A 21,951-nucleotide genomic window follows, 5' to 3' on the forward strand; every position below is an offset into this window, starting at 1 on the left:
AACCACCGGAGGCGGCGGCGCTTGCTCTGCGCGCCGACACCTCCGGGGGATTGCCGGGTTCCGTCCTCACGCCGCGTGCAGCGCCAGCGTCGGGGAGAGGCGGGACGCCCGGACCGCCGGGTAGAGGCCCGCCACCGTGCCGATCACCAGCGTCGCGCCGAAGCCTCCGCCGACCGCCCACAGCGGGACCACCCACGGCAGCCCGCCGGAGTGCGCGTACACCCCCGTGGCCGCCGCGCCCAGCGCCACCCCCGCCAGGCCGCCGAGGCCGGACAGCATCAGGGACTCCGTGACGAACTGGATGCGGATCTGGCCCCGGGTCGCGCCCAGCGAGCGGCGCAGGCCGATCTCGTACCGGCGCTCCAGGACCGAGATGATCATGGTGTTGGCCACCCCGACCCCGCCGACCAGCAGCGCGATGCCGCCCAGGCCCAGCAGCAGACTGCTGAACGCCCCCTCGGTCGCCGCCTTCGCGCGGAGCGCCGACGACGGGTCGGTCACCTTGACGTTCTGCGGGTTCTGCGGGTCGACCGTCGCCGCCATCACCTTGCGTACGTCCTGCACCGCCGCGTCGTCCGACCGCTCGTACACCGACGTCGGGTGGCCCTCGAAGCCCAGCAGGCGCTTCGCGCCCTCCCAGCCGACCAGGGCGGAGCGTTCGATCTCCGGGGCGAGCGGGAGCGGGGCGAGGATGCCGGTGACCGTGAAGTACCGGTCACCTATCCATACCTGCTGCCCCGGCTTCGTGATGCCCAGGCGTTCGGCGGAGACATGGCCGAGTACGACGGAGGGGTAGCGGCCGGTCGCCGCGTTGAGCCAGCTGCCGCTGCTGACCTCGCCGCGCAGCACGCGGAGCAGGTCGGCCGTCGTCGCCCTGACCGCGATCCCGCCCGTATCGCCCTCGTCGATCTTCTCGTTGCGGCGTACGGTCGCGTCCAGGTCGGCGGTGGCCCCCACCTCCTGGACCCCCTTGATCCGGCCCACCATCCCGACCGAGCCCTCGGGCAGTGTCACGTCCTGCCCGGCGAACATCGAGTCGCCCGGGGAGGCCACGAGGAGGTTGGTGCCCAACTTGTCCAATTCGCGGAGGAGTTGGGCCTGGCTGGAGGCGGAGATGCCGACCACCGAGATCATCGTCGCGATGCCGATGGCGATGCCCAGGGCGGAGAGCACGACCCGCATCGGGCGGCTGCGCAGGCCGGACGAGCCGACGTGGAGGACGTCCCGGGGGCCCAGCCGGGCCGCCTTGAGCCGGCCCCTGCCCCTGCCGGTGCGGCTCACAGCTCCGCCCCCGCCGCCATGGACGGGACGGAAGGCGGGTTCCGTACGTCCGCCACCACCTCGCCGTCCCTGATCCGCACCTCGCGCGGCAGGCTCCCCGCGATCTCCGTGTCGTGCGTGATCACCGCGATCGTCGCCCCCTCCCGGTTCAGGTCCCGCAGCAGCTCCATCACCGCCGCCCCCGACGCCGAGTCGAGCGCCCCGGTCGGTTCGTCGGCCAGCAGCAGGGCCGGTTCGCCGACGACGGCCCGCGCGATGGCGACCCGCTGCTTCTGGCCGCCCGAGAGCTGGTGCGGCTTGTGGTGCTGGCGGTCCGCGAGCCCGACCCGGTCCAGCGCCTCGGCGGCCTTGCGGCGGCGTGCGGAGCGGGGGAGGCCGGAGTAGAGCAGGCCTTCCGCCACGTTGTCGCGGGCGCTGACGCCCGGGACCAGGTGGAACGCCTGGAAGACGAAGCCCACGTGCTGGGCGCGCAGGGCGGAGAGGCGGCGGTCGGAGAGGGCCGCCACGTCGTGGCCCGCGATGTGGACGGATCCGGCGGTGGGGCGGTCCAGGGTGCCGACGATGTGCAGCAGCGTGGACTTGCCGGAGCCGGACGGGCCGACGATGGCGAGGAGTTCGCCCTCCGCCACGGTGAGGTCCACCCCGCGCAGGGCGGTGACCCCGCCCGCGTACTCCTTGGTGACGCCCCGGAGGCCGACGACCGTACGGGTGCCGTCCTCGTTCGGGACGCCCCGGAGGCCGGCGGCCGTACGGTTGCCGTCCTCGACCTCGTTCGTACCGCTCATATCTTCGGCACCCCGACCTTCATGCCCTCGCTCAGCCCGCCGCCGGACACCTCGACCCGGCCCTCGGCGAACATGCCGAGCTCCACCTTCACCTCGCGGACCGCGGAGCCGCGTACGACCTCCACGCCGAAACCGCCGCCGGGCAGGGCCAGGAGCGCGTTCACGGGGACGGTCAGGACGTCCTTGCGGGTCTCGCCGGTGAGGTTCACCGTGACCGGTGACTGGTCGAAGCCGCCGACGTCGTCCGGCTTGTCGAAGGAGACGGTCAGCGTGACCTTGGGGCTGTTGTCCTGCGGGTCGTCGCCGGGCTTCGCGGTCCGGCCGACCGAGGAGACCGTGCCGGGCGCACTCGTGCCGTCCGGCAGATCGACACTGACCTCCGTGCCCGCCTTGGCCAACTGGCTCTCCGCCACATCCAGTTGGAAGGTGACGATGCGCTCGCTGCCGGTGGTGGTGAGGACGGGGGCACCCGGCTGGGCCAGGTCGCCCACGGCCGTCTCCACGCTCTTGATCCGGACCTTCCCCGGGGCGAACGCGATGTCCTGCGGCCCCACCTTGCCCGTCCGCTTGCTGCCCTGCGCCTTCTGCCAGCGCTTGACGGCCGCCTCGGTCAGCTCGGTGTACTCGGTGTCCGGGGTGAAGCCGGTGTAGCCGAGGGCGGCGAGGTTGCGTTCCAGCTGCTCGACGTCCCGTCCCTTGTCGCCCGCCTTCAGCGTCCGGTACATCGGGCCCGAGCCGTACATCAGCCGGACCGCCCGGCCGTCGACCTCGTACAGCCGCTCGTTCCGCTCGACGGTCGAGCCGGTGCGCGGGGTCCAGGTCAGGGTGCCCGCCGCGCCGGAGTTGATCTTGCGCTGCTTGTCGTAGCCGAGGGTTCCGTCGGCCTGGGCGCTGTCGCGCAGGTCGCCGCGCTCGACCGGGGCGGTGGCCGGCGGCAGCCCGGTGTTCCTGGAGCCAGCGGGCTCCTCGGCCCCGCCGAGCTGGGTGACCGCGATGGTCCCGGCCGTCACGGCGAGCACCGCCGCCACCGCGGCGACGACCCGTCCGCGCCTCATCGGCCCACGCTCTCGCACGCCTTGCCGGCCTTCTCGAACTTCTTCATGTCCTCGGCCTTCAGCGCGGGGGCCGCCTGCATCGCCCCGCCCTCGAACTTCGGGTCGGGCATGTCGAAGCCGTTCTTGCGCATGCACCGGGCGAAGGCGACCATCTTGTCCTTCTCGGCCTGGGTCAGCTCCTTGGGCCCGCCGCCGACCGCCTTGTCCTGACAGGCCTTGAACGCCTTCTCCATCTCCTTCTGGCTCATGCCGCCGCCGTCCAGGGTGATGCCCACGCCCGCCTCACCCGGCTTCGGCTCGGGGATCTTCAGGCCCTGCTCCCGCAGGCACTTGCGGTGCTCCAGCGCCTGGTCCTCCTTCGTCTTCTTCGTGTCCGAGGCCGACCCGCCGCTCTTCGTCCCGCCGCCGTCGCCCGAACAGGCCGTGGCGGACAGGACGACGGTCGCGGCGAGCAGACAGGCGGCGGCCATGCCGCGCTGCCGTGCAGGGAGAAAGATCATGAAGGGCTCCTCGTACGTTGCTGACAGGGCAGGTCCGGAACGGACGGCCCGAGCGTGCGCGAGGAGGCGGTTTCGTTTCTCTCAGCGCCGATGCTTACACCGACGAAACATCGCTTTCGGGTACACAGGGCCCATGCGCGTGCTGGTGGTGGAGGACGAGGAATTCCTGGCGGAGATGATCGCCGAGGGGCTGCGCCGTGACGCCGTCGCGGTGGACATCGCCCCGGACGGGCCGAGCGCGCTCGAAAAGCTCCGGTTCGGCGCGTACGACGTGATGATCCTCGACCGCGACCTGCCCGGCCTGCACGGCGACGAGGTGTGCCGGCGGGTCGTCGGCGCCCGCCTGCTGACCCGGATCCTGATGCTCACCGCCTCGGGGACCGTACGGGACCGGGTGGCCGGCCTCGGGCTCGGCGCCGACGACTACCTGACCAAGCCGTTCGCGTACGACGAACTCCTCGCCCGGGTCCTCGCGCTCGGCCGCCGCTCCCGCCCCGCGCTCCCACCGGTGCTGGAGCGGGCCGGGCTGACGCTCGACACCGCCCGCCGCCAGGTCTGCCGCGACGGCCGCTACCTGTCTCTCTCCCGCAAGGAGTTCGCCGTGCTGGAGACCCTCCTGCGGGCCGAGGGCGCGGTCGTCAGCGGCGACGACCTGATCGAGGAGGTGTGGGAGGAGGACACCAGCTACCGCACCAACGCGGTCCGGGTGACCCTCTCCAAGCTCCGTACGAAACTGGGGGCGCCGCCCGTGATCGAGACCGTGCCGGGGGCCGGGTACCGCATCGGGGACGGCCCCGCGGCGGGCACGGGGAGCGGCCCCGCACCCCTGACCGGACCGGAGGACGCCCGGTGAACAGCGAGCGCACCCGCCTCACCGCGCTGTACGGCGGACTCCTGGTGCTGGCCGGGGTCCTGCTCATGGGGCTCGTCTACGTGCTGGTCAGCGAGGGCCTCTACAGCAGCGTCATGACCGCGGTGGTCCCCACGGTCCCCGCTTCCGAGCTGGGCGAGTCCGCCGCCCCCGCGCTGCCGTCCTCCGACTGGGCGCAGACCACCGTCATCCAGCCCGGCCAGTACGCGGTCGCGCGGAAGGTCTCCACCGCCGCCGGGGACGCCGCCCTCAACCAGCTCCTCACCGTCTCCGGGATCTCCCTCGCCGTCTACTCGGCGCTCTCCGTCGCCCTCGCCTGGTGGATGGCGGGCCGGGTGCTGCGGCCGGTCGGCGTGATCACCGCCCGGGCCCGCCGGCTCTCCGGCTCCAACCTCCACGAGCGGATCGCGCTCCAGGCCCCGCCCGGCGAGCTCAAGGAGCTGGCCGACACCTTCGACGGGATGCTCGACCGGATCGAGCAGCTGGTCGCCGCCCGTCAGCGGTTCGCCGCCAACGCCGCCCACGAACTGCGCACCCCGCTCGCCGTGCAGCGGGCCGCCGCCGAGATCGGTCTCGCCGACGACCCGACGCCCGAGAAGGTCGCCTGGATCCGGGACAAGCTCATCGACACCGCAGACAACAGCGAGCAGCTCATCGAGGGGCTGCTGCTCCTCGCCGTCTCCGACGAGGGGCTGCGGCGGCGCGAACGGGTCGACCTGGACGCGACCACCGCCACGGTCACCGAGGCGCTGGCGGCGGAGGCGGAGGAGCGGGCCGTCACCGTCGACGTGGAGGCCCGGCCGGTGAGCGTCCAGGGGGACCCGGTCCTGCTGGACCACCTGGTGCACAACCTGGTCGCCAACGCGCTGCGCCACAACCACCCGGGCGGGACGGTACGGGTCCGGGTCGGCCCGGGCGGTCTGGAGGTCGCCAACACCGGGCCCGTGGTGGACCCGGCGGCCGTACCGCTGCTGTTCGAGCCGTTCCGCCGCGCGCAGGCCCGCCGCCACGCGCCGGGCGAGGGCGCGGGGCTCGGGCTCTCCATCGTGGCGTCGGTGACCCGGGCGCACGGCGGGGACATCGGCGCCACGGCGAACCCGGGCGGCGGGCTGACGGCCCGGGTGACGCTGCCCACCTGTGCCTAGGGGCCGGGACTCAGTGGCGGTAGAAGATCCGCTCGCGGTACTCCGTCATGACCCGGCCGTTCCAGTCGTGGCCGCCGTCGACGTTCCCCGACCGCAGGAGCGGCGGCTCGATGCCGCGGGCCACCAGCTGTTCGGCCGCCGCCGCCATCATCGACTGCATGATCGCGCTGGTCACCACGGTGGAGGCCGGGGCGAAGGGGGCCTCGATGCCGGGGGCGGTCAGCTCCGCGTCCCCGATCGCGATCTTGCTGTCCAGGACGATGTCGCAGTGGTCGCGCAGGAAGCCGCCCGAGGTGTGCCGGGAGCGGGTGTTCTCCGCGTACGCCACCGAGGTGACGCCGATGACCTTCAGCCCGAGGGCCCGGGCGTTCTGGGCCATCTCGACCGGGAGCGCGTTGCGGCCGGAGAGCGAGATGATCACGAGCACGTCGCCGGCGGCCGCGGGGCTGGAGTCCAGGACCGCCGAGGCCAGCCCGTCCACCCGCTCCAGCGCGGAGCCGAGCGTGGCGGGCATGACGTCCACGCCGGTGGTGCCGGGCACCGTGAGCAGGTTCATCAGGGCCAGTCCGCCCGCCCGGTAGACGACGTCCTGGGCGGCGAGGGAGGAGTGCCCGGCGCCGTACGCGAAGAGCCGGCCGCCCGCCTCGACCGTGTCGGCGATGGCCGCCCCGGCGGCCGCGATGGAGCCCGCCTCCTCGTCCCGTACCCGCTGGAGCAGGCCGATCGCCGCATCGAAGAACTGACCGGCCAGCTTGCTGTCGCTCATCGGGAAGGGCCCTTTCGGCAGGGTGGGAATGGCTGTGCCGCGGATCACGTTGCGGTCTGGACCAGTGGCCTGTCAATAGCGCCCGGCGGCCTCCGTCGCACGGCCTTCGGCCGGGGCGGCACGGTTGTCGGCGCTATGCGTCAGAATTGGTGCAGGGCCATCGCACGACGATTTTCTGTCACAGCATCGAGGGGCACGTATGTCCGGACTGATCGACACCACGGAGATGTATCTCCGCACCATCCTCGAACTCGAAGAGGAAGGCGTGGTCCCCATGCGCGCCCGGATCGCCGAACGGCTGGACCAGAGCGGTCCGACGGTCAGCCAGACGGTGGCCCGCATGGAGCGCGACGGCCTGGTCCAGGTGGCGGGCGACCGCCACCTGGAGCTGACCGAGGAGGGCCGCCGCCTCGCGACGCGTGTGATGCGCAAGCACCGGCTCGCCGAGTGCCTGCTGGTCGACGTGATCGGCCTGGAGTGGGAGCAGGTCCACGCCGAGGCCTGCCGCTGGGAGCACGTGATGAGCGAGGCCGTGGAGCGGCGGGTGCTGGAGCTGCTGCGCCACCCGACGGAGTCTCCGTACGGGAATCCCATCCCGGGCCTGGAGGAGCTGGGCGAGAAGGCCGAGGCCGACCCGTTCCTGGACGACTCCATGGTGAGCCTGGCCGAGCTCGACCCGGGCTCGGAGGGCAAGACCGTGGTCGTGCGCCGGATCGGGGAGCCGATCCAGACGGACGCCCAGCTGATGTACACGCTGCGGCGGGCCGGGGTCCAGCCCGGTTCGGTGGTCAGCGTGACGGAGTCGCCCGGCGGGGTGCTGGTCGGTTCCAGCGGGGAGGCGGCCGAGCTGGACGCCGAGGTGGCCTCGCACGTGTTCGTCGCCAAGCGCTGACGCCTTTGGCGTCGGGGGGTCTGGGGGCTCCCCGGGGCGTGCGTGGACGTTCGGGGCGTCGGCCCCCGGGGCGGGGGGTTCCGTCCTCAAACGCCGGACGGGCTTGAGTGGGCCCGGACGGGCTGGAGAGTGGGCCCGGACGGGCTGGGGTGGGCCCGGAACGGCTTGAGTGGGCCCGGACCGGCTGGCGTGGGCTCCGGAATGGGCCGAATCGCAGCGGGCGGGCGGATCGCGTGCCAGGCTGAGGCCAGGCATATGACCTGAGGGTGCCGGACCGGATGCGGTCGGCACGGTCGGGGAGGGAGCAGGGGATGCGCCCGTCGTACCGGCACGCCCGCCGCCCGGTGGCTGCCGCGGTCCTGGATGCCCTGGTCAGGGGCGGTTCGGCGACGGCCCGGCCGTCCTCTGCCATCGTTGTCGTGGACAAGGGTCGGCCCCGGCGCCCTGAGGCGCCGGGGCCGGTCCTCCCCTGTGCTGACCTGGAGCCCCGAGCTCTCAAGGTCACTCCCCACGGACCCCTGTCCCCGAGCGGTCCGTCTCCCGTTGAAGATCTCCCCAGGGCGGCCGACGGCAATCCTCGCCGCGTGTCACTCGAACGTGGGGTGTTGAGCGGCGTATCCCGGTTTTCGAATAGGAGTTCGATAGTCTGGCGTGACGCGACCACGCGGTGATGCGCGGCCGTGCGGCGATCGACGGCCCATGGTGATCGAGGACCAGAAGGGGGTGCCAGGACTATGGTGCGGCGCATCGATGTGACCGGAGCCGACGGCGTACGCCTCGCGGCGTGGGAGTTCGCGGATCCGCCCAAGGAGCGTGCGGGGACGGACGGCGGGGGAGCAGACCGCGCCCCCGGTGTCTTACTGCTCCACGGGCTCATGGGCCGGGCCTCCCACTGGGCCCCCACCGCCCGCTGGCTCGCCGAGCGGTACCGCGCGGTCGGCCTCGACCAGCGGGGCCACGGCCGCAGCGACAAGCCGGCCGAAGGCCCGTACACCCGTGACGCCTACGTCGCCGACGCCGAGGCCGCGATCGAACAGCTCGGCCTCGGCCCCGTCACCGTCGTCGGCCACGCCATGGGGGCGCTCACCGGCTGGCAGCTCGCCGCCAAGCGCCCCGACCTGGTCCGGGCCGTCGTCATCTGCGACATGCGGGCCTCCGCCCTCGGGGCGGCCTCGCAGCGCGAGTGGAGCGACTGGTTCGACTCCTGGCCGCTGCCCTTCGCCACCCTCGCCGACGTACGGAAGTGGTTCGGCGAGGACGACCCGTGGGTGGAGCGGCCGAACCCGTCGCGCGGCGAGTTCTACGCCGAGGTGATGGCGGAGTGCGAGGACGGCTGGCGCCCGGTCTTCTCCCGCGGCCAGATGCTTCGCTCCCGCGCCACCTGGGTCTTCGACGCCCACTGGGAGGAGCTGACCCAGGTGCGCTGCCCCACCCTGGTGCTGCGCGGGCTCGACGGGGAGCTGGGCCGGGCCGAGGCGCAGGAGATGGTCCGGGTCCTGCCCCGCGGCCAGTACGCGGAGGTGGCGGACGCGGGCCACCTCGTCCACTACGACCAGCCGGAGGGCTGGCGGGCGGCGGTGGAGCCGTTCCTGGAACAGCTGGCCGAGGACACCCGGGGCGACCGGGAGCCGGTCGCCCCGTAGCGGGGCGGGGGCCGCAGCTCCGGGAGCTGGGACCCCCTCACGCGGACGTGCCCGCCGGGGCGGATGCCGCTAGCCGGTCGTGCGAGCCGTCGGCCGGCCGTGCGGCGTGTGCTGCGTGGTCAGCGGCTGTGTCGCGGCTGGCCCCGGCACGCACCCGGCCGCGACACAGCCGCTGACCACCACGGCCACCCCCGCGATCACGGTGTCCGGCCCCAGGGAGCCGGTGGCGGCCGAGTGCAGGAAGGCCGCGGCGATCCCCAGTTCCAGCAGCCCCAGCAGGACCAGCAGGACCGATCGCACCGGGCGCGGCACCGCCGCGCTCGCCCGGGACGACGCCAGCATCAGCGCGCCGCCCGCCATGACGGCCGCCACCGCCACCATGACGGCCCCGTAGCCCAGCAGCGCGTTCCGCGCGGACCCCGTGGCGTCCGGCTCCGGGTTCCCGGGGGACAGGAAGGTGAAGGCGAGCTCCATCAGCGCCAGGTAGAGCAGCTGGGCGACGACGAGGGCCGGGGCGATCCGGCGGTGGAGGAGAGGCATCACCCCTTGCTCACCGCCGTCAGGATCTCCGGCAGCCGGTTCGCCGTGCGCGGGGCCGCGATGCGCAGGCCCGCCCACCCGATGAACGTCCCGTACGCCACCCCCACCGGGATCACGACCCACAGCGCCTCCTGCCGGTCCGTCAGGTGCAGCCAGACCGTCAGCACGATCACGGGGGCCGCCAGGAGCAGCGCGGCCAGCATGCCGAGGAGGATGGAGATCCACGCCAGCCCGCCCTGTCCCGGCGCCGCGTTCTTGAACGCCCCGTCCTGCGGGATCGAGTACGGGAACAGTGCCGAGGCGACGGCCCCCGTCGCCATCATCGCGCCCAGCAATGCGAAGGAGAGGCCCAGCGCGCCCGGCAGGGACTGCCACCGGCCCAGCACCGCCGCCGTCACGGCGCAGACCAGCAGCGTGTACGGCAGGGTGATCAGCAGCAGCGCACAGGCCCGCGCCCGCAGTTCGACGTACGCGTCGCGGGTCGAGGAGATCGTCAGAGCCACCATCCAGAAGGCGGAGGTGTCCTGGCCGAACTGGTTGTACATCAGCATGCCGAGCATCCCGGCGGCGAAGCACGCCAGGTAGACCGAGCCGGTGCCCTGGACCGCGTTGATCAGGGGCACGATCGCCCCGAGCGCCAGCGACGTCACCCAGGCCGCCTTGGTCTTCGGGTCCCGTGCCACGTACCGCAGGCTGCGCTGCACGACCGTCCCCGTACGGCCTTCCGGCAGCAGGCCGGAGAGACCGCCCGTGCGGCCGGACTCCTTGCGGTCCGGTGCCGCGGCGGCCAGCGTGGAGCCGTCCGGGGTGGTCATCAGCTTCACCAGCCCCCGCTGCCACAGCCACACCAGCGCCGCCAGGGCCGCCCCCGTGATCAGCAGCTGGGCGACCGCCACCCCGTACGAACCGTCCGAAGCGGCGTCCACCGACGCTATGGCGGAGGCGCCGGGCAGCCAGCGGGCCACGTTCCCGGCCGGTTCCAGCGAGGAGAGCCCGCCGGCCTCGCCGAGCCGCTGGGCGCCGAAGTTGACGAACTGGATGCCCACCGCGATCACCAGCCCGCTGAGCACCGCGAGGTCACGGCCCTTGCGGGAGTTGAGCAGCCGTACGTTGGCGGTGGCGACGGCCCGCGACAGCGCCACGCAGAGCAGCATCGTCAGCGGCACCGCGAGCACCGCGAACACGATCCCCGCGAACCCGTGCGCCAGCGCGAGGACCGAGCCGACCACCAGGCAGAGGGTGAACAGCGGCCCGATGCCGACCATCGAGGAGACCAGCAGCGCCCGGACCAGCGGCTCGGGCCGCAGCGGCAGCATCACCAGACGGGTCGGGTCGAGGGTGTCGTCGCCGCTGGGGAAGAAGAGCGGCAGCACCGCCCAGCCGAGCGCCACGACGGCCGTCAGCAGCACCACGACCGTGCCGGCCTGCGCGTTGCCGCGCAGCAGGACAAGACCGAGGACCTGGCCCGCCGCGAGCAGCAGCGTGAGGACGAGGGAGACGATGAACGCGGTCCTGCGCCCGGTGGACTGCCGCAGCCCGTTGCGCAGGAGCGTCAGCTTGAGCCGTACGAAGATGGGGGTCAGGCCCGTCGTCGGCGCGGCCGGGGCGGCGGCGGTGACGGGGGCGTCCAGCACGCTCATCGGGCGCCGCCCAGCCAGTCGAGGGAGTCGCCGGTGGTGTCCCGGCCGCCCGCGCCGACCAGTTCGAGGAAAGCGTTCTGCAGCGAGGGGGCGTCGCCGCGCACCTCGGCCAGGGTGCCCTGCGCCTTGATCCGGCCCGCCGCCATCACGGCCACCCAGTCGCAGAGCGACTCGACGAGCTCCATCACATGGCTGGAGAAGACCACGGTCGCCCCGGACCGGGTGTAGCGCTCCAGGACGCCCCGGATGGTCTGGGCCGAGACTGGGTCCACACCCTCGAACGGCTCGTCCAGGAAGAGCACTTCGGGGTTGTGGAGCAGGGCGGCGGCGAGCCCGATCTTCTTCCGCATCCCGGTCGAGTAGTCGACCACCAGCTTGTGCTGCGAACCGGCGAGATCCAGGACGTCCAGGAGCTGGGCGGCCCGCTTGTCGACCTCGTCACCCGGCAGCCCGCGCAACCGCCCGTTGTACGCGAGCAGTTCACGCCCCGACAGCCGCTCGAAGAGCCGCAGCCCCTCGGGCAGCACCCCGATCCGCGACTTCACCGCGACCGGGTCCGTCCACACGTCGTGCCCCGCGACCTCGATCTTCCCCATGTCGGGCCGCAGCAGCCCGGTGACCATGGAGAGCGTCGTCGTCTTGCCCGCCCCGTTGGGCCCCACGAGCCCGATGAACTTGCCTGCGGGCAGCTCCAGATCGATCCCCGAGACGGCGACCTGTTCCCCGAACCGCTTCCACAGCCCCTGTACGCGCACAGCGGGGGGCGCGGTCCGCGCACCGCCCGCTGTCGCGTCTGTTTCCGTATGCGTGTCGTGCGCGGCGACCGCGTCCGTCACGTCACGTGCATCTGCCCGGTCCGGCATGGCACAGCCTTTCGATATCCCCACTTGGTGGGGACCACCCTACGAAAGGCCCTTCCCGGCGCTACGAGACGCGTGCGCGGGCGTCCGCCGCCTCGCGTGCGCAGGCGTACGCCAGCGGGCTGATCAGCTCGTCCACATCGGGCAGCCACCGGTTGGCGTGGGTGGGCTTGCGGGCCCACTGCACGGCTCCGCGGCCGCCGACCCGGGTGGGCGGGGCGGCGAGGTAGTGGCCCTCGCCGCGGCCCACGAGGTCGATCGCCTCGGCGTTCCAGCCGAGCGTGCGCACCAGTTCGGAGGCCTTGGCGGCGGCGCCCGGCAGGACGAAGAAGAGCATCCGGCGGTCGGGGGTGCAGGTGACCGGGCCGAGCGTGAGGTCCATCCGCTCCATCCGGGCCAGCGCCAGGAAACCGGCGGACTCCGGGACGTCCAGCGCGTCGAAGGTGCGGCCGGTCGGCAGGAGCACCGAGGCGCGCGGCTGCTTGGACCACATGCGCCGGGCCGCCGCCCCGCTGCCGGTCGCCTGGCCCGCCCAGTCCGGCCGGTCCGCGTGGGCGCCGGGCAGCGGGCAGGCCGCCTCGCCGCAGGAGCAGAGCTCCCTGCCCTCCACCGCCTCCAGCCAGGTACCGGGGAACACGTCCCAGTGGCGCTCTTCCGCGTACCGCACCGCGGCGTCGAGCAGCTGCTCGCCCCGCTGCTGAGGGACCTGTGCGGCTTCCGTGACTCCCATGGGCTCTTCCACGTCCAGCACAACTCCCGGCACCACCGGGGGTTACGGGCGCGCGCGACCCGGTCACGGTGCATCGATCCTGCACGCGGGGCGCATCGGAGCATGGGCGGGGGCGCGCGTGAGGCGGTGCACCGACGGGCGGGTAGCACCTTGCGGGGCCGGGCAACTCGCCGTGCCCGTACCGAATGCCGATGGAATATGCGCATTTCTTGTGTATGTGACGGGCAGTGATCCCTTCCACCGATCACCGCGTATCAGCGTATCTGTGGATCCAGGTATTTCAGACTGTTCCAGGGGGAAATATGGCAGCAAGGCCTCTCGTAGCCCGCCAGCCCAACGAACGGCTCCAGACGCTCATCCAGGAAGCCGCCTGTTCCAACGCGGGCCTCGCGCGCCGCGTCAACATGGTCGGGGCCGAGCGCGGCCTCGATCTGCGTTACGACAAGACGTCCGTGGCCCGCTGGCTGCGCGGACAACAGCCCCGGGGCCGCGCCCCGGGCATCATCGCCGAGGCGCTCGGCCGCAAGCTGGGCCGTACGGTCACGATCGACGAGATCGGCATGGCCAACGGCAAGAACCTGGCCTCCGGCGTGGGCCTGCAGTACGCGCCGACCGTCGCCGGGGCCGTCGAGCAGGTCTGCGAGCTGTGGCGCAGCGACGTCGGCCGCCGCGATCTGCTCACCGGGTCCGCCGTCGCCGCCTCCGCGCTGGTCGAACCCAGCCGCGACTGGCTGATCTCCGGCAGGGACCCCCAGGTCGAACGGGTGGCCGGGGCCCGGGTCGGGATGGCGGACGTGGCGGCGGTGCAGGCGATGACCACCGCCCTCACCGACCTCGACCACCGCTTCGGCAGCGGCCACGTCCGCCCGGTGCTCGTGCACTACCTCAACAGCGTGGTCTCCGGCCTGCTTTCGGGGGCGTACCGCGAACAGGTCGGCCGCGAGCTGTTCGCCGCGGTCGCCCGCCTCACCGAACTCGGCGGGTACATGGCCGTCGACACCGGTCAGCCCGGCCTCGCCCAGCGCTACTACATCCAGGCCCTGCGGCTCGCCCAGGCCGCCGGGGACCGGGCGTACGGCGGCTATGTGCTGGCCGCCTCGATGAGCCACCTCGCCGCCCAGCTCGGCAACCCGCGCGAGATCGCCCAACTCGCCCGCGCCGCCCAGGAAGGGGCCCGCGGCCAGGTCACCCCCCGCGCCCAGGCGATGTTCTACGCGGCGGAGGCCCGGGGCCACGCGCTGCTCGGGGACGCCCGGACCTGCCAGGTGGTGATGGGGCGGGCGGTCGCAGCCCTGGAGCAGGCCGATCCGGAGACGGGCGACGACCCGGACTGGATCGCCCACTTCGACCACGGCTACCTCGCGGACGAGCTGGCCCACTGCCACCGCGACCTCAACCAGGCGGCGGACGCCGCGCGCCGGGCCAAGGAGGCGCTGGCCGCGCTGCCGGAGACCCGGGCCAGGCGCCGGGGCATCGGGCTCGTGCTGCTCGCCTCGGCCCAGGTGCAGCAGCGCGAGGTGGAGCGCGCCTGCCACACGGGGACGCGGGCGATGGAGCTGCTCGGGACGGTGCGCTCCAGCCGGGGCGCCGAGTACCTCGACGACCTGCACCAGCGCCTCGCGCCGTACGGGCAGGAGCCGGCGGTCCGCGAGTTCGGCGAGCGGCTGGAGCTCCAGGCGGCGTGAAGGCCCGCGCGGAGGGACTGCCCCGGGAGTCGTCCCGGGGGCTGTTCCAGGGGCCGTCCGGAGGGGCTCCGTCGCGGGGCGGCCCATAACAGCGTCCTTCGGGTGCTGGGTGTTACCCGGCCTGTGAAGGGGTGGTGAGGGGGACCACGCGCTTGGCGGAGGCGGGCGGCCACCCGATAGCGTGAGCCGACGATTCCGTTGGTTCACACGTAGGAGTCCCGGTGACGCAGAGCGGACAGGGCGGCGAGCAGCAGCTCCCCGCTGGACGACCCGCGCACGAAGGTGTCGTGCTGCCCTCCGACGGCGGTGCCCCCTGGATCCCGGGGGCGCCCACCGGCGGCCAGGACGACCAGGGCCGGGCCGTGCCCGCGGGCGGGCAGGCGTGGGGCCAGCCCTGGGGGCCGCAGTCCGACGCCCCGCCGCAGCCGGGCGCCCAGGCGTCGGGGGCGTACGGGTACCCGCAGCACGCCCAGCCGCCGCACGCCCAGCCGTTGCCGCCCGCTCAGGGGCAGGGGCAGGATCAGCAGTACGGCCAGGGGCAGGGGCAGCAGACGTACGGGCAGGGGGGCACGGGCGGGTACCAGCAGCCGCAGCAACCGCAGTACTCCGATCCGTACCAGCAGAATCAGCAGCACCAGCAGTACCCCCCGCAGCAGCAGGCCCAGCAGTACCAGCCCCAGCAGCCGCAGCCCTACGCGCAGCCCCTGCCGCCCGAATCCGGACCCGGGACGGGCACCGGCGCTCCGGGCGGGGACGCCGACGCCACGCAGTACATCGCGCCGGTCCCGGGCGGGGCCGGCCCCGGCGGTCTGCCGCCGCAGCCGGGCGGGGACGCGGACGCCACGCAGTACATACCCCCGGTGCCCGGCGGAGCCCCGTACGGGATCAGGCCGGGTGCGCCGGAGGACCGGCAGCCGCCCGCCGAGTTCGACAACCTGTTCCGCGCGGAGGGGCCCGCGGACGCCACGACCCAGATGCCGCAGCAGCAGTACAACCAGCAGCAGCCGCCCCAGCAGGGCTACCCGGGCCAGGCCCAGCAGCCCTACCCCGGCGGTCAGTTGCCGCCCCAGGCGCCCCAGGGCTACCAGTCGGGGCTCCAGGGCCTCCGCGGCGGCGACGGGGCCGCCGAGCCGCCCCTGCACGACGGTGGCGGCGACGCCCCGCGCAGACGCTCGGCCCACATCCCGCTCATCGCCGCGGTCGTCGTCGGCTGCGCGGTCGTCGGGCTCGGCGCGGGCGCCCTGCTGAGCGGCGACGACCCGGGCAAGGACGACAAACAGCCGGTCGCCTCGCAGAGTTCACCGGCCACCGACCCCACCACGGAGGCGGCGGCCGACCCCGCGAAGCCGCAGGCCGAGGCGTTGGACAAGCTGCTCGCCGACAGCAACAACAGCCGCGCCGCGGTGATCAGCGCGGTCGAGAAGATCAAGTCCTGCAAGGACCTGGACCAGGCCGACACCGACCTGAAGGGCGCCGCCCAGCAGCGCCGCGACCTGGTGACCCGGCTGGAGGGCCTCACCCTGGACAAGCTGCCGCAGCACGCGGCGCTGAACTCCTCCCTGACGCGGGCGTGGAAGGCCTCCGCCGCGGCCGACGAGCACTACGCCACGTGGGCCCGGCAGGCGAAGAAGAACAAGAACGTCTGCAAGGGCGGACAGGCCCGGTCGACCAACGAGACGGCCCGCGCCAACCAGCAGAGCGGTGTCGCGACCAAGGCCAAGCAGGAAGCCTCCGGGCTCTGGAACTCCATCGCCGAGAAGTACGGCCTGACCAAGCACACGCCCGTGGAGCTCTGAGCCGCTCCTGACCCCGCCCGCCCGCGAACACCGGGGCGGGCGGCGAGGACGGGATCAGCCGACCGTGCGCCGGGCGTCCGACAGGGCTTCCGCGACATCCACGAAGCCCTTCTTCTGGGCGATGAGACGCCCCTCGCGGACCACCTGGAACGTCACGTCCGCGTTGACGATCCGCGGGTAGGGCGAGGTGCCCAGCAGGTCCTTGAAGCGCCAGCGGAGCACCGGCGTCAGACCACCGGTGTCGACCTCGGTGCCCCGGTTGAGCGAGGACGTGACCTTGTTCGCGGTGACCGTGTCGTCGCCGATCGCCTCGACGACCGCCCGCAGCGCGGTGTACGCGATCCACGTCGTCTGCACACCCGTGTCGTCCGGGTCGATGCGGTTGTCCCCGAAGGCGTACTTCCGGATCACCTCACGCATCCCGTTCCAGCGCGCGTCGCCCGCGTCCGGGTACCAACCGGTTATGTAGGCCCCCTCGAACGGGCTCTTGCGGCCGCCCGTGCGGTCGATGAGCGGCTGGCTGACGCTGCCGAGGACGGAGGAGATCCTGACCCGCTCGCCCTCCGGCTCCAGTCGGCGGAAGGAGTCGAAGAAGGTCTCCGTACCGGCGCCGAGCACGGCCGCGACACAACTGCCGCCCTTGCGCCGCTTCAGCGCCTTCGTGGCCTGCTCCTCGTAGGAGGTGGCGTTCTCCGGGGCCGTGATGTCGGTGGACTCGGGCCGCTGGGCGGCGAGCAGCCCGGTGTTGAGCAGCTGGGGCATCCGGGCGCCGCCGAGCGAGTCGGGCCGCACCAGCGCCACCCGTTCGCAGCCGCCCGCCAGCTGCCGGCCGTGGCCCGCCAGGAGCGCCGACTGGCCGCCGTTGACCGGGTACGAGAGGTAGCTGCGGAACTCCTCGTCGGAGGCGCCGTAGCCGCCGATGTACGGGATGCCGCCGGACTCCAGCACCGGGATGGAGCTCTGCCCGTGCCGGCTGTACGAACCGACGACCGCGGCGACCTTCCGGTCGACGGCCTGCCGGGCGCACCGCTCGGCGCCCGCGGCGGTGTCGCGCTCGTCGCAGGTGATCACCCGGAGCTCGCGGCCGTCGATGCCGCCCTGCTCGTTGATCCAGCGGGCGTACGTCCGGGCCATCGCGGGGACGCCCGGCATGCTCAGTGCGTCGGCGTCGTCCACCTGGTCGGGCGCCCAGGTCATCACGGTGACGGGCTCCCCGGAGCCCCCCGGGCCTCCGGGGAGCACGCCGCAGCCGGACAGCAGCAGCGCCCCGGCCGCCGCCGTGCCGATGACGAACTGGAAGGGGCGGGGGAAGGCGGTGCGTCTCCGACCGGTCATGGGCAGCAACGCTTCCGCCCCAGGGGTAACGCCACGGTGTGACGTGTTCAACGCTCGGTGACATCAAGGTGAATTACGGGGGCATGCGCGGGCCCGCCGGGAAGGAACGTACGATCGAGCACCGTGCAGCAAGGTTCGGAGAACTCTTCCCGTCGCGGCCGTCGCTCCTCCACCATGGGCGTCATGCCGCTCACTGACATGCCGTGGTGGCGCTGGCGCACCAACGTGCGCTCGGCGCTGCACATGCTCTCCGACCCCGTCTTCCACCACGAGTGCTGGCTCGCCGGCCGGGAGGGGTACGGGGACGTCACCGACGCCGTGTACCGCCTGGTCGAGGACACCTGGCTCGACAACTGGTCCGCCGAGAAGTACGTCGGCACCATATTCAGGGACTCCGCCGAGGCGACCGCCGTGGACACCGCCGCGCTGCGGGTGCTGCGGATCATGCACCAGGTCGGCGCGGACGCCCCCGTCTCCGCCTATCTGGAGCACCACGGCTGGCCGGAGGCGGTCCGCGCGGCGCGCGAGGCCCATGTGATGCTCGCCACCAACGACGCGGAGGACCCGGACATTCCGCCGCGCTCGCTGGACGTCATCCGCATCATGACCAGGGCCGCCTGACACCGGGCGGCTGTGGCACCCTACGAGGATGACCGCACCGCAGCCCACCGCCCCCCCGGCCGCCTCGGACACCGCGCTGCCCGAGCAGTACGTCCTCACGCTCTCCTGCCCCGACAAACAGGGCATCGTGCACGCCGTGTCGAGTTACCTCTTCATGACGGGCTGCAACATCGAGGACAGCCAGCAGTTCGGGGACCACGACACGGGTCTGTTCTTCATGCGCGTCCACTTCTCGGCGGAGGCCACCGTCACGGTCGACAAGCTGCGCGCCAGCTTCGCCGCCATCGGTGAGGCCTTCCGGATGGAGTGGCAGATCCACCGGCCCGCGGAGCGGATGCGGATCGTGCTGATGGTCAGCAAGTTCGGCCACTGCCTCAACGACCTGCTGTTCCGCTCCCGTACGGGGGCGCTGCCCGTCGAGATCGCGGCCGTCGTCTCCAACCACACGGACTTCGCCGAGCTCGTCGCCTCGTACGGCGTCCCCTTCCGGCACCTGCCGGTGACGAAGGACAACAAGGCGGAGGCCGAGGCGCAGCTGCTGGAGCTGGTCCGCGAGGAGGACGTGGAACTGGTCGTCCTCGCCCGCTACATGCAGGTCCTCTCGGACGACCTGTGCAAGCAGCTCAGCGGCCGGATCATCAACATCCACCACTCGTTCCTGCCGAGCTTCAAGGGCGCCAAGCCCTACCACCAGGCGCACGCGCGCGGGGTCAAGCTGATCGGCGCCACCGCGCACTACGTCACCGCCGACCTCGACGAGGGCCCGATCATCGAGCAGGAGGTCGAGCGCGTCGGCCACGACGTGACCCCGGACCAGCTCGTCGCGATCGGCCGGGACGTGGAGTGCCAGGCGCTGGCACGCGCGGTGAAGTGGCACGCGGAGCGGCGCATCCTGCTCAACGGCCGCCGTACGGTGATCTTCAACTGACCCGCGTACGGCCGGCTACAGGCGGCTGAGCGAGGCCGAGGCGAACAGCACGTCGCGGATGGCCTCGCGGTCGCCCTCCTGGCCCGCCGCCGCTTCCACCGGCGAGATGTGGCCCGCGACGAGCTGGCAGAACTCCACACCGTCCAGGGCCACCTGCGCCACCGCGCGGCGGGGCGAGCCGACGGCGGCCGGTGAGTCGAGCGGGATGTACCAGTCACCGCCGCCGTGCCCCTCGACCTCCAGATGGACCGAGCGGCCCGGCTCCCCGGGTGCCACCAGCTCCTTGGCCGGTCCGGCGAGTCCGGCGCTGCGACGCCCCGCGAGGGCGGCCGGGAGCAGCCGCGCGGCCAGGTCGATCATCCGGTGCAGATGGGCGGCGGACGGCGGCTTGTACGGGTAGTCCACCGCCTCCGCGATGTCCGTGCCGTGCACCCAGCACTCGAAGGCCCGGTCCAGCAGGGCGTCCTGGAGCGGCAGGGCGAAGTCCCCGTACGAGACGGAGCGCTCGGCGACGTTCCGCCCGGCGAGCGAGGCCGTACGGATCAGCTCGTGGGTGAGGTCCCGCCAGGGCTCGCGGACGGCCCGGGTGGCGGGCGGACGCGTGGCCGCCCAGTACGTCTCGGTGCGCCGGGCGGGCGAGAGCGGCACCTCGACCCTGCCGAGCGGGTCGTCCAGGCCGAGCGCGGCCGAGACCAGCCCGTCGACGGCCATCAGGTGGCCGATCACCCCGGCGACCGTGGTCCTGCGGGTGGCCGGGCGCTCGTCCTCGAACCACTGCAGCCGCACCGGCGCGTGCCACTCGGAGTCACCGATGTCCCGCAGCAGCGCGTCCAGCCGGGCGGTCTCGGCGTCGTACGGCGTGGCCCAGTCCGGCACCGGGATCCGGGCCGGGCGGCGCCCGAGGCAGCCGTCCATCACCCGGGTCCGCAGGGTCGGGTCGAGGTCCAGCGAGCCGTCGGTGTGCAGCAGCCCCACCGCGTCCCGCAGCCGCAGCGCCTCGTCCGCACAGGGCGCGCACACGGTGAGGTGGTCCTCGACGGCGGCGGTCTCCTCGGCCGAGCAGGCGGAGAGCGCCCAGGCGCCGAGGAGGGCCTTGAGGACCTGATGGGAGAGGACGGGCGTGGCGGCGGAGGTCGCGGGGGTCGCGGAGGTCGCGGCGGTCATGGCGGGCTCGGGTTCATCCACCGCGTCCGGCTCATCGACCGCGTACGGCTCATCCACCGCATCCACCGCGTCCGGATCCACCGCGTCCGGCTCATCCGCCGCACCCGCTTCCGGCACGGCGTCCCGGACGTCCCCGTCCCCCTCCGGCGCCCCCTGCTCCGGCACCGCCTCGTCCGGCGTGCTCCCGCCCGGCGGGGGCAGCACCGGTCGCTCCACCGTCTCCAGGTCGAGGTCGTCCACCGCGCCGCGCGGGCCCGGTATGCGGCGCGCGCCCCGCACCTCGTCGTCGCGCCTGTCGCCCTCGCGTCCGCCGCCGTTCACTTGGCGCGTCCGTAACCGGGTGGTGAGCACCCTTCGCGCGGCCGGGTGTTGGCGGTGGACAGCAGCTGGAGCCCCAGCCGGAGCCGGCGGCGGGCCTCGTCCTCGGTGACCCCGAGGTCGGCCGCGGTCTGCCGGTAGTCCCGGCGCTGGATGTACGCCAGCTCCAGCGCCTGCCTCAGGGAGGCGGGCATCGAGGAGACGATGTAGTCGGCCCGGGCCGCCGCGGTGGCGCTGCGCACCCGGCGCTCCAGCTCCTCCGGGTCCGGCACGGCACCCTCGCCGTGCTCCTGCGCGTACGACAGGGCGGCCTCCCGCCGCAGCCGCCGCACGGACTGGCGGTGGGTGAGCCGGGCCACCCAGGAGCGCATCGACCCCTGCTTCGGGTCGTAGGCCTCGGGGTCCTCCCAGACCTGGGCGAAGACCTCGCGGGTCACCAGGTCGGCGGCGTCCTCGTCGTCGAGCATCCGGTGCGCCTGGCTGTGGACGAGGGAGGCGAACCGGTCGTAGAGCTCGCCGAGCGCCGCCGCCTCACCGCGGGCCAGCCTCTGCTGCATCCTGCGGTCCCAGCGGGGCGGTGCGTCCTTCGCCATGAAACCCCCAGCCCCCGGCCCTGTGCCCAGCTCCGTGATGCTCCGTGATCCGGCCTCTGCCCTTGTTGTCCGAATGTAGTCCGCCGAACGGCCCCCGTACCTGCCTTTGACGCAACTGTCCGCTGGGAGGACGCCTCGAATCCCACCAATTGATTTCGGCCGTTCTCAGCGCCCCGGCTCGCCTGAGCAGGGGAAACCGGCCGAAGTGATCATTTCCACCGGAAACCCCCTGGGCCTCGGCGGCCGGGGCGGTGTTTCATGGATGAGCGGTTGGGCAGCCGCGAGGAGGAACGGAAACTTCCGGATTGCCGGGAGCCCCGGAACGAGAGGTCCAGTCGCGTGACGCTGAAGGTGGACGAGACCGAGCAGGGCGACTGGACCGTGCTGCGGATACGCGGTGAACTCGATCTCGTGAGCTCACCCGTCGTGCGTCAGTCCGTCCACGACGCGGTGGCCGAGGGGCAGCACGATGTGGTGCTCGACCTGTCCGAGGTGTTCTTCTGCGACTCCAGCGGGGTCGGTGTGCTGATCGCCTCGCGCCGTCTGATGAAGTCCTGCGGCGGCCGGCTGCGGCTCATCCTCCCGGCCCGGGGCGCCGAGGACGGCTCCCACGTCAACAAGGTGCTGGGGGCGCTGGGCGTGCGCCGGCTCTTCGACGTCTACCCGGACACCGGGTCGGCCGTCGACGGGGCGTGCGAGCCGCTGACCGCCTGAGCGGGCGCGGCCCGGGAGCGCCCCGGGGGTGACGCGAGCGTGACCGGCCGAAAGCGTTCGGTGCTGAAGCGAGGTTGTCACACAGGAGG

At 73.1% G+C, this 21,951-nt stretch carries 21 protein-coding genes; 9 read left to right on the top strand and 12 right to left on the bottom strand.

The window, feature by feature from the left end; genetic code table 11:
- Nucleotides 1-66: 66 nt before the first annotated feature.
- The 4 genes from IE264_RS22225 to IE264_RS22240 are packed head-to-tail and all read right to left on the bottom strand — an operon-like array spanning nt 67 to nt 3,621.
- Entirely contained in the window at nt 67-1,281 is a 1,215-nt protein-coding gene (locus IE264_RS22225) for an ABC transporter permease (RefSeq protein WP_015610513.1), read from the bottom strand.
- Entirely contained in the window at nt 1,278-2,066 is a 789-nt protein-coding gene (locus IE264_RS22230; RefSeq protein WP_229887683.1) for an ABC transporter ATP-binding protein, read from the bottom strand. Before IE264_RS22230 ends, IE264_RS22225 begins: the two co-directional genes overlap by 4 nt.
- Nucleotides 2,063-3,121, bottom strand: a complete 1,059-nt coding sequence (locus tag IE264_RS22235; protein ID WP_190167680.1) for an efflux RND transporter periplasmic adaptor subunit — start codon at nt 3,119-3,121, stop codon at nt 2,063-2,065. The genes IE264_RS22230 and IE264_RS22235 overlap by 4 nt, the downstream gene beginning before the upstream one ends.
- Nucleotides 3,118-3,621: a hypothetical protein gene (locus IE264_RS22240; protein ID WP_032759381.1), complete on the bottom strand. Its 504-nt coding sequence runs from the start codon at nt 3,619-3,621 to the stop codon at nt 3,118-3,120. Before IE264_RS22240 ends, IE264_RS22235 begins: the two co-directional genes overlap by 4 nt.
- 133 nt (nt 3,622-3,754) lie before the next feature.
- On the opposite strand from IE264_RS22240, the gene IE264_RS22245 reads away from it, so the two are divergent.
- A complete protein-coding gene (locus IE264_RS22245) occupies nt 3,755-4,474 on the top strand; it encodes a response regulator transcription factor (protein WP_032759382.1) in 720 nt (239 codons plus the stop codon).
- On the top strand, nt 4,471-5,637 hold the full coding sequence (locus IE264_RS22250; protein WP_032759383.1) for a sensor histidine kinase: 1,167 nt from the start codon (nt 4,471-4,473) through the stop codon (nt 5,635-5,637). The genes IE264_RS22245 and IE264_RS22250 overlap by 4 nt, the downstream gene beginning before the upstream one ends.
- A 10-nt stretch (nt 5,638-5,647) precedes the next feature.
- Here IE264_RS22250 and IE264_RS22255 read toward each other — a convergent pair whose 3' ends face one another.
- Nucleotides 5,648-6,403, bottom strand: a complete 756-nt coding sequence (locus IE264_RS22255) for an SIS domain-containing protein (protein ID WP_015610519.1) — start codon at nt 6,401-6,403, stop codon at nt 5,648-5,650.
- A gap of 199 nt (nt 6,404-6,602) precedes the next feature.
- On the opposite strand from IE264_RS22255, the gene IE264_RS22260 reads away from it, so the two are divergent.
- Nucleotides 6,603-7,295, top strand: a complete 693-nt coding sequence (locus IE264_RS22260) for an iron-dependent transcriptional repressor DtxR (RefSeq protein ID WP_015610520.1) — start codon at nt 6,603-6,605, stop codon at nt 7,293-7,295.
- 734 nt (nt 7,296-8,029) lie between these two features.
- Nucleotides 8,030-8,938, top strand: coding sequence for an alpha/beta fold hydrolase (locus IE264_RS22265; protein ID WP_015610521.1), 909 nt, complete (start codon nt 8,030-8,032; stop codon nt 8,936-8,938).
- Between the two features lie 69 nt (nt 8,939-9,007).
- Here IE264_RS22265 and IE264_RS22270 read toward each other — a convergent pair whose 3' ends face one another.
- The 4 genes from IE264_RS22270 to IE264_RS22285 all read right to left on the bottom strand — a co-directional run bounded on the left by IE264_RS22270 (nt 9,008) and on the right by IE264_RS22285 (nt 12,708).
- Nucleotides 9,008-9,478: a hypothetical protein gene (locus IE264_RS22270; RefSeq protein WP_032759384.1), complete on the bottom strand. Its 471-nt coding sequence runs from the start codon at nt 9,476-9,478 to the stop codon at nt 9,008-9,010.
- The gene (locus IE264_RS22275; RefSeq protein WP_032759385.1) at nt 9,478-11,118 is read right to left on the bottom strand and encodes a hypothetical protein; all 1,641 of its coding nucleotides are present in this window, start codon (nt 11,116-11,118) and stop codon (nt 9,478-9,480) included. Before IE264_RS22275 ends, IE264_RS22270 begins: the two co-directional genes overlap by 1 nt.
- Nucleotides 11,115-11,981: an ABC transporter ATP-binding protein gene (locus IE264_RS22280; RefSeq protein WP_015610524.1), complete on the bottom strand. Its 867-nt coding sequence runs from the start codon at nt 11,979-11,981 to the stop codon at nt 11,115-11,117. The genes IE264_RS22275 and IE264_RS22280 overlap by 4 nt, the downstream gene beginning before the upstream one ends.
- Nucleotides 11,982-12,042: 61 nt before the next feature.
- A complete protein-coding gene (locus IE264_RS22285) occupies nt 12,043-12,708 on the bottom strand; it encodes a bifunctional DNA primase/polymerase (protein ID WP_203679336.1) in 666 nt (221 codons plus the stop codon).
- A 302-nt stretch (nt 12,709-13,010) separates the two neighbouring features.
- Here IE264_RS22285 and IE264_RS22290 point away from each other — a divergent pair, with 302 nt between their 5' ends.
- Complete coding sequence (locus tag IE264_RS22290; protein WP_015610526.1) at nt 13,011-14,393, top strand: NsdA family TPR-like regulatory protein; 1,383 nt, start codon at nt 13,011-13,013, stop codon at nt 14,391-14,393.
- Nucleotides 14,394-14,614: 221 nt separating this feature from the next.
- The gene (locus IE264_RS22295) at nt 14,615-16,189 is read left to right on the top strand and encodes a hypothetical protein (protein ID WP_032759386.1); all 1,575 of its coding nucleotides are present in this window, start codon (nt 14,615-14,617) and stop codon (nt 16,187-16,189) included.
- A 54-nt stretch (nt 16,190-16,243) separates the two neighbouring features.
- On the opposite strand, the gene IE264_RS22300 is transcribed toward IE264_RS22295, so the two are convergent.
- A complete protein-coding gene (locus tag IE264_RS22300) occupies nt 16,244-17,524 on the bottom strand; it encodes an ABC transporter substrate-binding protein (RefSeq protein ID WP_015610528.1) in 1,281 nt (426 codons plus the stop codon).
- Nucleotides 17,525-17,698: 174 nt separating this feature from the next.
- On the opposite strand from IE264_RS22300, the gene IE264_RS22305 reads away from it, so the two are divergent.
- Entirely contained in the window at nt 17,699-18,145 is a 447-nt protein-coding gene (locus tag IE264_RS22305) for an SCO4402 family protein (protein ID WP_031125952.1), read from the top strand.
- A 28-nt stretch (nt 18,146-18,173) separates the two neighbouring features.
- Nucleotides 18,174-19,073 (top strand): formyltetrahydrofolate deformylase, encoded by a 900-nt coding sequence (gene purU, locus IE264_RS22310; RefSeq protein WP_015610530.1) that lies wholly within the window; start codon nt 18,174-18,176, stop codon nt 19,071-19,073.
- A 15-nt stretch (nt 19,074-19,088) separates the two neighbouring features.
- Here purU and IE264_RS22315 read toward each other — a convergent pair whose 3' ends face one another.
- Together IE264_RS22315 and IE264_RS22320 are read right to left on the bottom strand one after the other, a co-directional pair.
- A complete protein-coding gene (locus tag IE264_RS22315; RefSeq protein ID WP_032759388.1) occupies nt 19,089-20,558 on the bottom strand; it encodes a zf-HC2 domain-containing protein in 1,470 nt (489 codons plus the stop codon).
- The gene (locus IE264_RS22320; protein WP_015610532.1) at nt 20,555-21,148 is read right to left on the bottom strand and encodes an RNA polymerase sigma factor; all 594 of its coding nucleotides are present in this window, start codon (nt 21,146-21,148) and stop codon (nt 20,555-20,557) included. The genes IE264_RS22315 and IE264_RS22320 overlap by 4 nt, the downstream gene beginning before the upstream one ends.
- Nucleotides 21,149-21,487: 339 nt before the next feature.
- Here IE264_RS22320 and IE264_RS22325 point away from each other — a divergent pair, with 339 nt between their 5' ends.
- Nucleotides 21,488-21,862 (top strand): STAS domain-containing protein, encoded by a 375-nt coding sequence (locus IE264_RS22325; protein WP_015610533.1) that lies wholly within the window; start codon nt 21,488-21,490, stop codon nt 21,860-21,862.
- Nucleotides 21,863-21,951: the final 89 nt, after the last annotated feature.

The organism is Streptomyces microflavus, from assembly GCF_014650075.1.
GTDB lineage: Bacteria > Actinomycetota > Actinomycetes > Streptomycetales > Streptomycetaceae > Streptomyces > Streptomyces microflavus.

Excerpts from the sequence above, each read along its gene's own strand:
- IE264_RS22230 (WP_229887683.1), bottom strand. The coding sequence starts at position 2,066 with ATGAGCGGTACGAACGAGGTCGAGGACGGCAACCGTACGGCCGCCGGC.
- IE264_RS22235 (WP_190167680.1), bottom strand. The coding sequence starts at position 3,121 with ATGAGGCGCGGACGGGTCGTCGCCGCGGTGGCGGCGGTGCTCGCCGTG.
- IE264_RS22240 (WP_032759381.1), bottom strand. The coding sequence starts at position 3,621 with ATGATCTTTCTCCCTGCACGGCAGCGCGGCATGGCCGCCGCCTGTCTG.
- IE264_RS22245 (WP_032759382.1), top strand. The coding sequence starts at position 3,755 with ATGCGCGTGCTGGTGGTGGAGGACGAGGAATTCCTGGCGGAGATGATC.
- IE264_RS22255 (WP_015610519.1), bottom strand. The coding sequence starts at position 6,403 with ATGAGCGACAGCAAGCTGGCCGGTCAGTTCTTCGATGCGGCGATCGGC.
- IE264_RS22260 (WP_015610520.1), top strand. The coding sequence starts at position 6,603 with ATGTCCGGACTGATCGACACCACGGAGATGTATCTCCGCACCATCCTC.
- IE264_RS22265 (WP_015610521.1), top strand. The coding sequence starts at position 8,030 with ATGGTGCGGCGCATCGATGTGACCGGAGCCGACGGCGTACGCCTCGCG.
- IE264_RS22270 (WP_032759384.1), bottom strand. The coding sequence starts at position 9,478 with ATGCCTCTCCTCCACCGCCGGATCGCCCCGGCCCTCGTCGTCGCCCAG.
- IE264_RS22275 (WP_032759385.1), bottom strand. The coding sequence starts at position 11,118 with ATGAGCGTGCTGGACGCCCCCGTCACCGCCGCCGCCCCGGCCGCGCCG.
- IE264_RS22280 (WP_015610524.1), bottom strand. The coding sequence starts at position 11,981 with ATGCCGGACCGGGCAGATGCACGTGACGTGACGGACGCGGTCGCCGCG.
- IE264_RS22285 (WP_203679336.1), bottom strand. The coding sequence starts at position 12,708 with ATGGGAGTCACGGAAGCCGCACAGGTCCCTCAGCAGCGGGGCGAGCAG.
- IE264_RS22290 (WP_015610526.1), top strand. The coding sequence starts at position 13,011 with ATGGCAGCAAGGCCTCTCGTAGCCCGCCAGCCCAACGAACGGCTCCAG.
- IE264_RS22300 (WP_015610528.1), bottom strand. The coding sequence starts at position 17,524 with ATGACCGGTCGGAGACGCACCGCCTTCCCCCGCCCCTTCCAGTTCGTC.
- IE264_RS22305 (WP_031125952.1), top strand. The coding sequence starts at position 17,699 with ATGGGCGTCATGCCGCTCACTGACATGCCGTGGTGGCGCTGGCGCACC.
- purU (WP_015610530.1), top strand. The coding sequence starts at position 18,174 with ATGACCGCACCGCAGCCCACCGCCCCCCCGGCCGCCTCGGACACCGCG.
- IE264_RS22320 (WP_015610532.1), bottom strand. The coding sequence starts at position 21,148 with ATGGCGAAGGACGCACCGCCCCGCTGGGACCGCAGGATGCAGCAGAGG.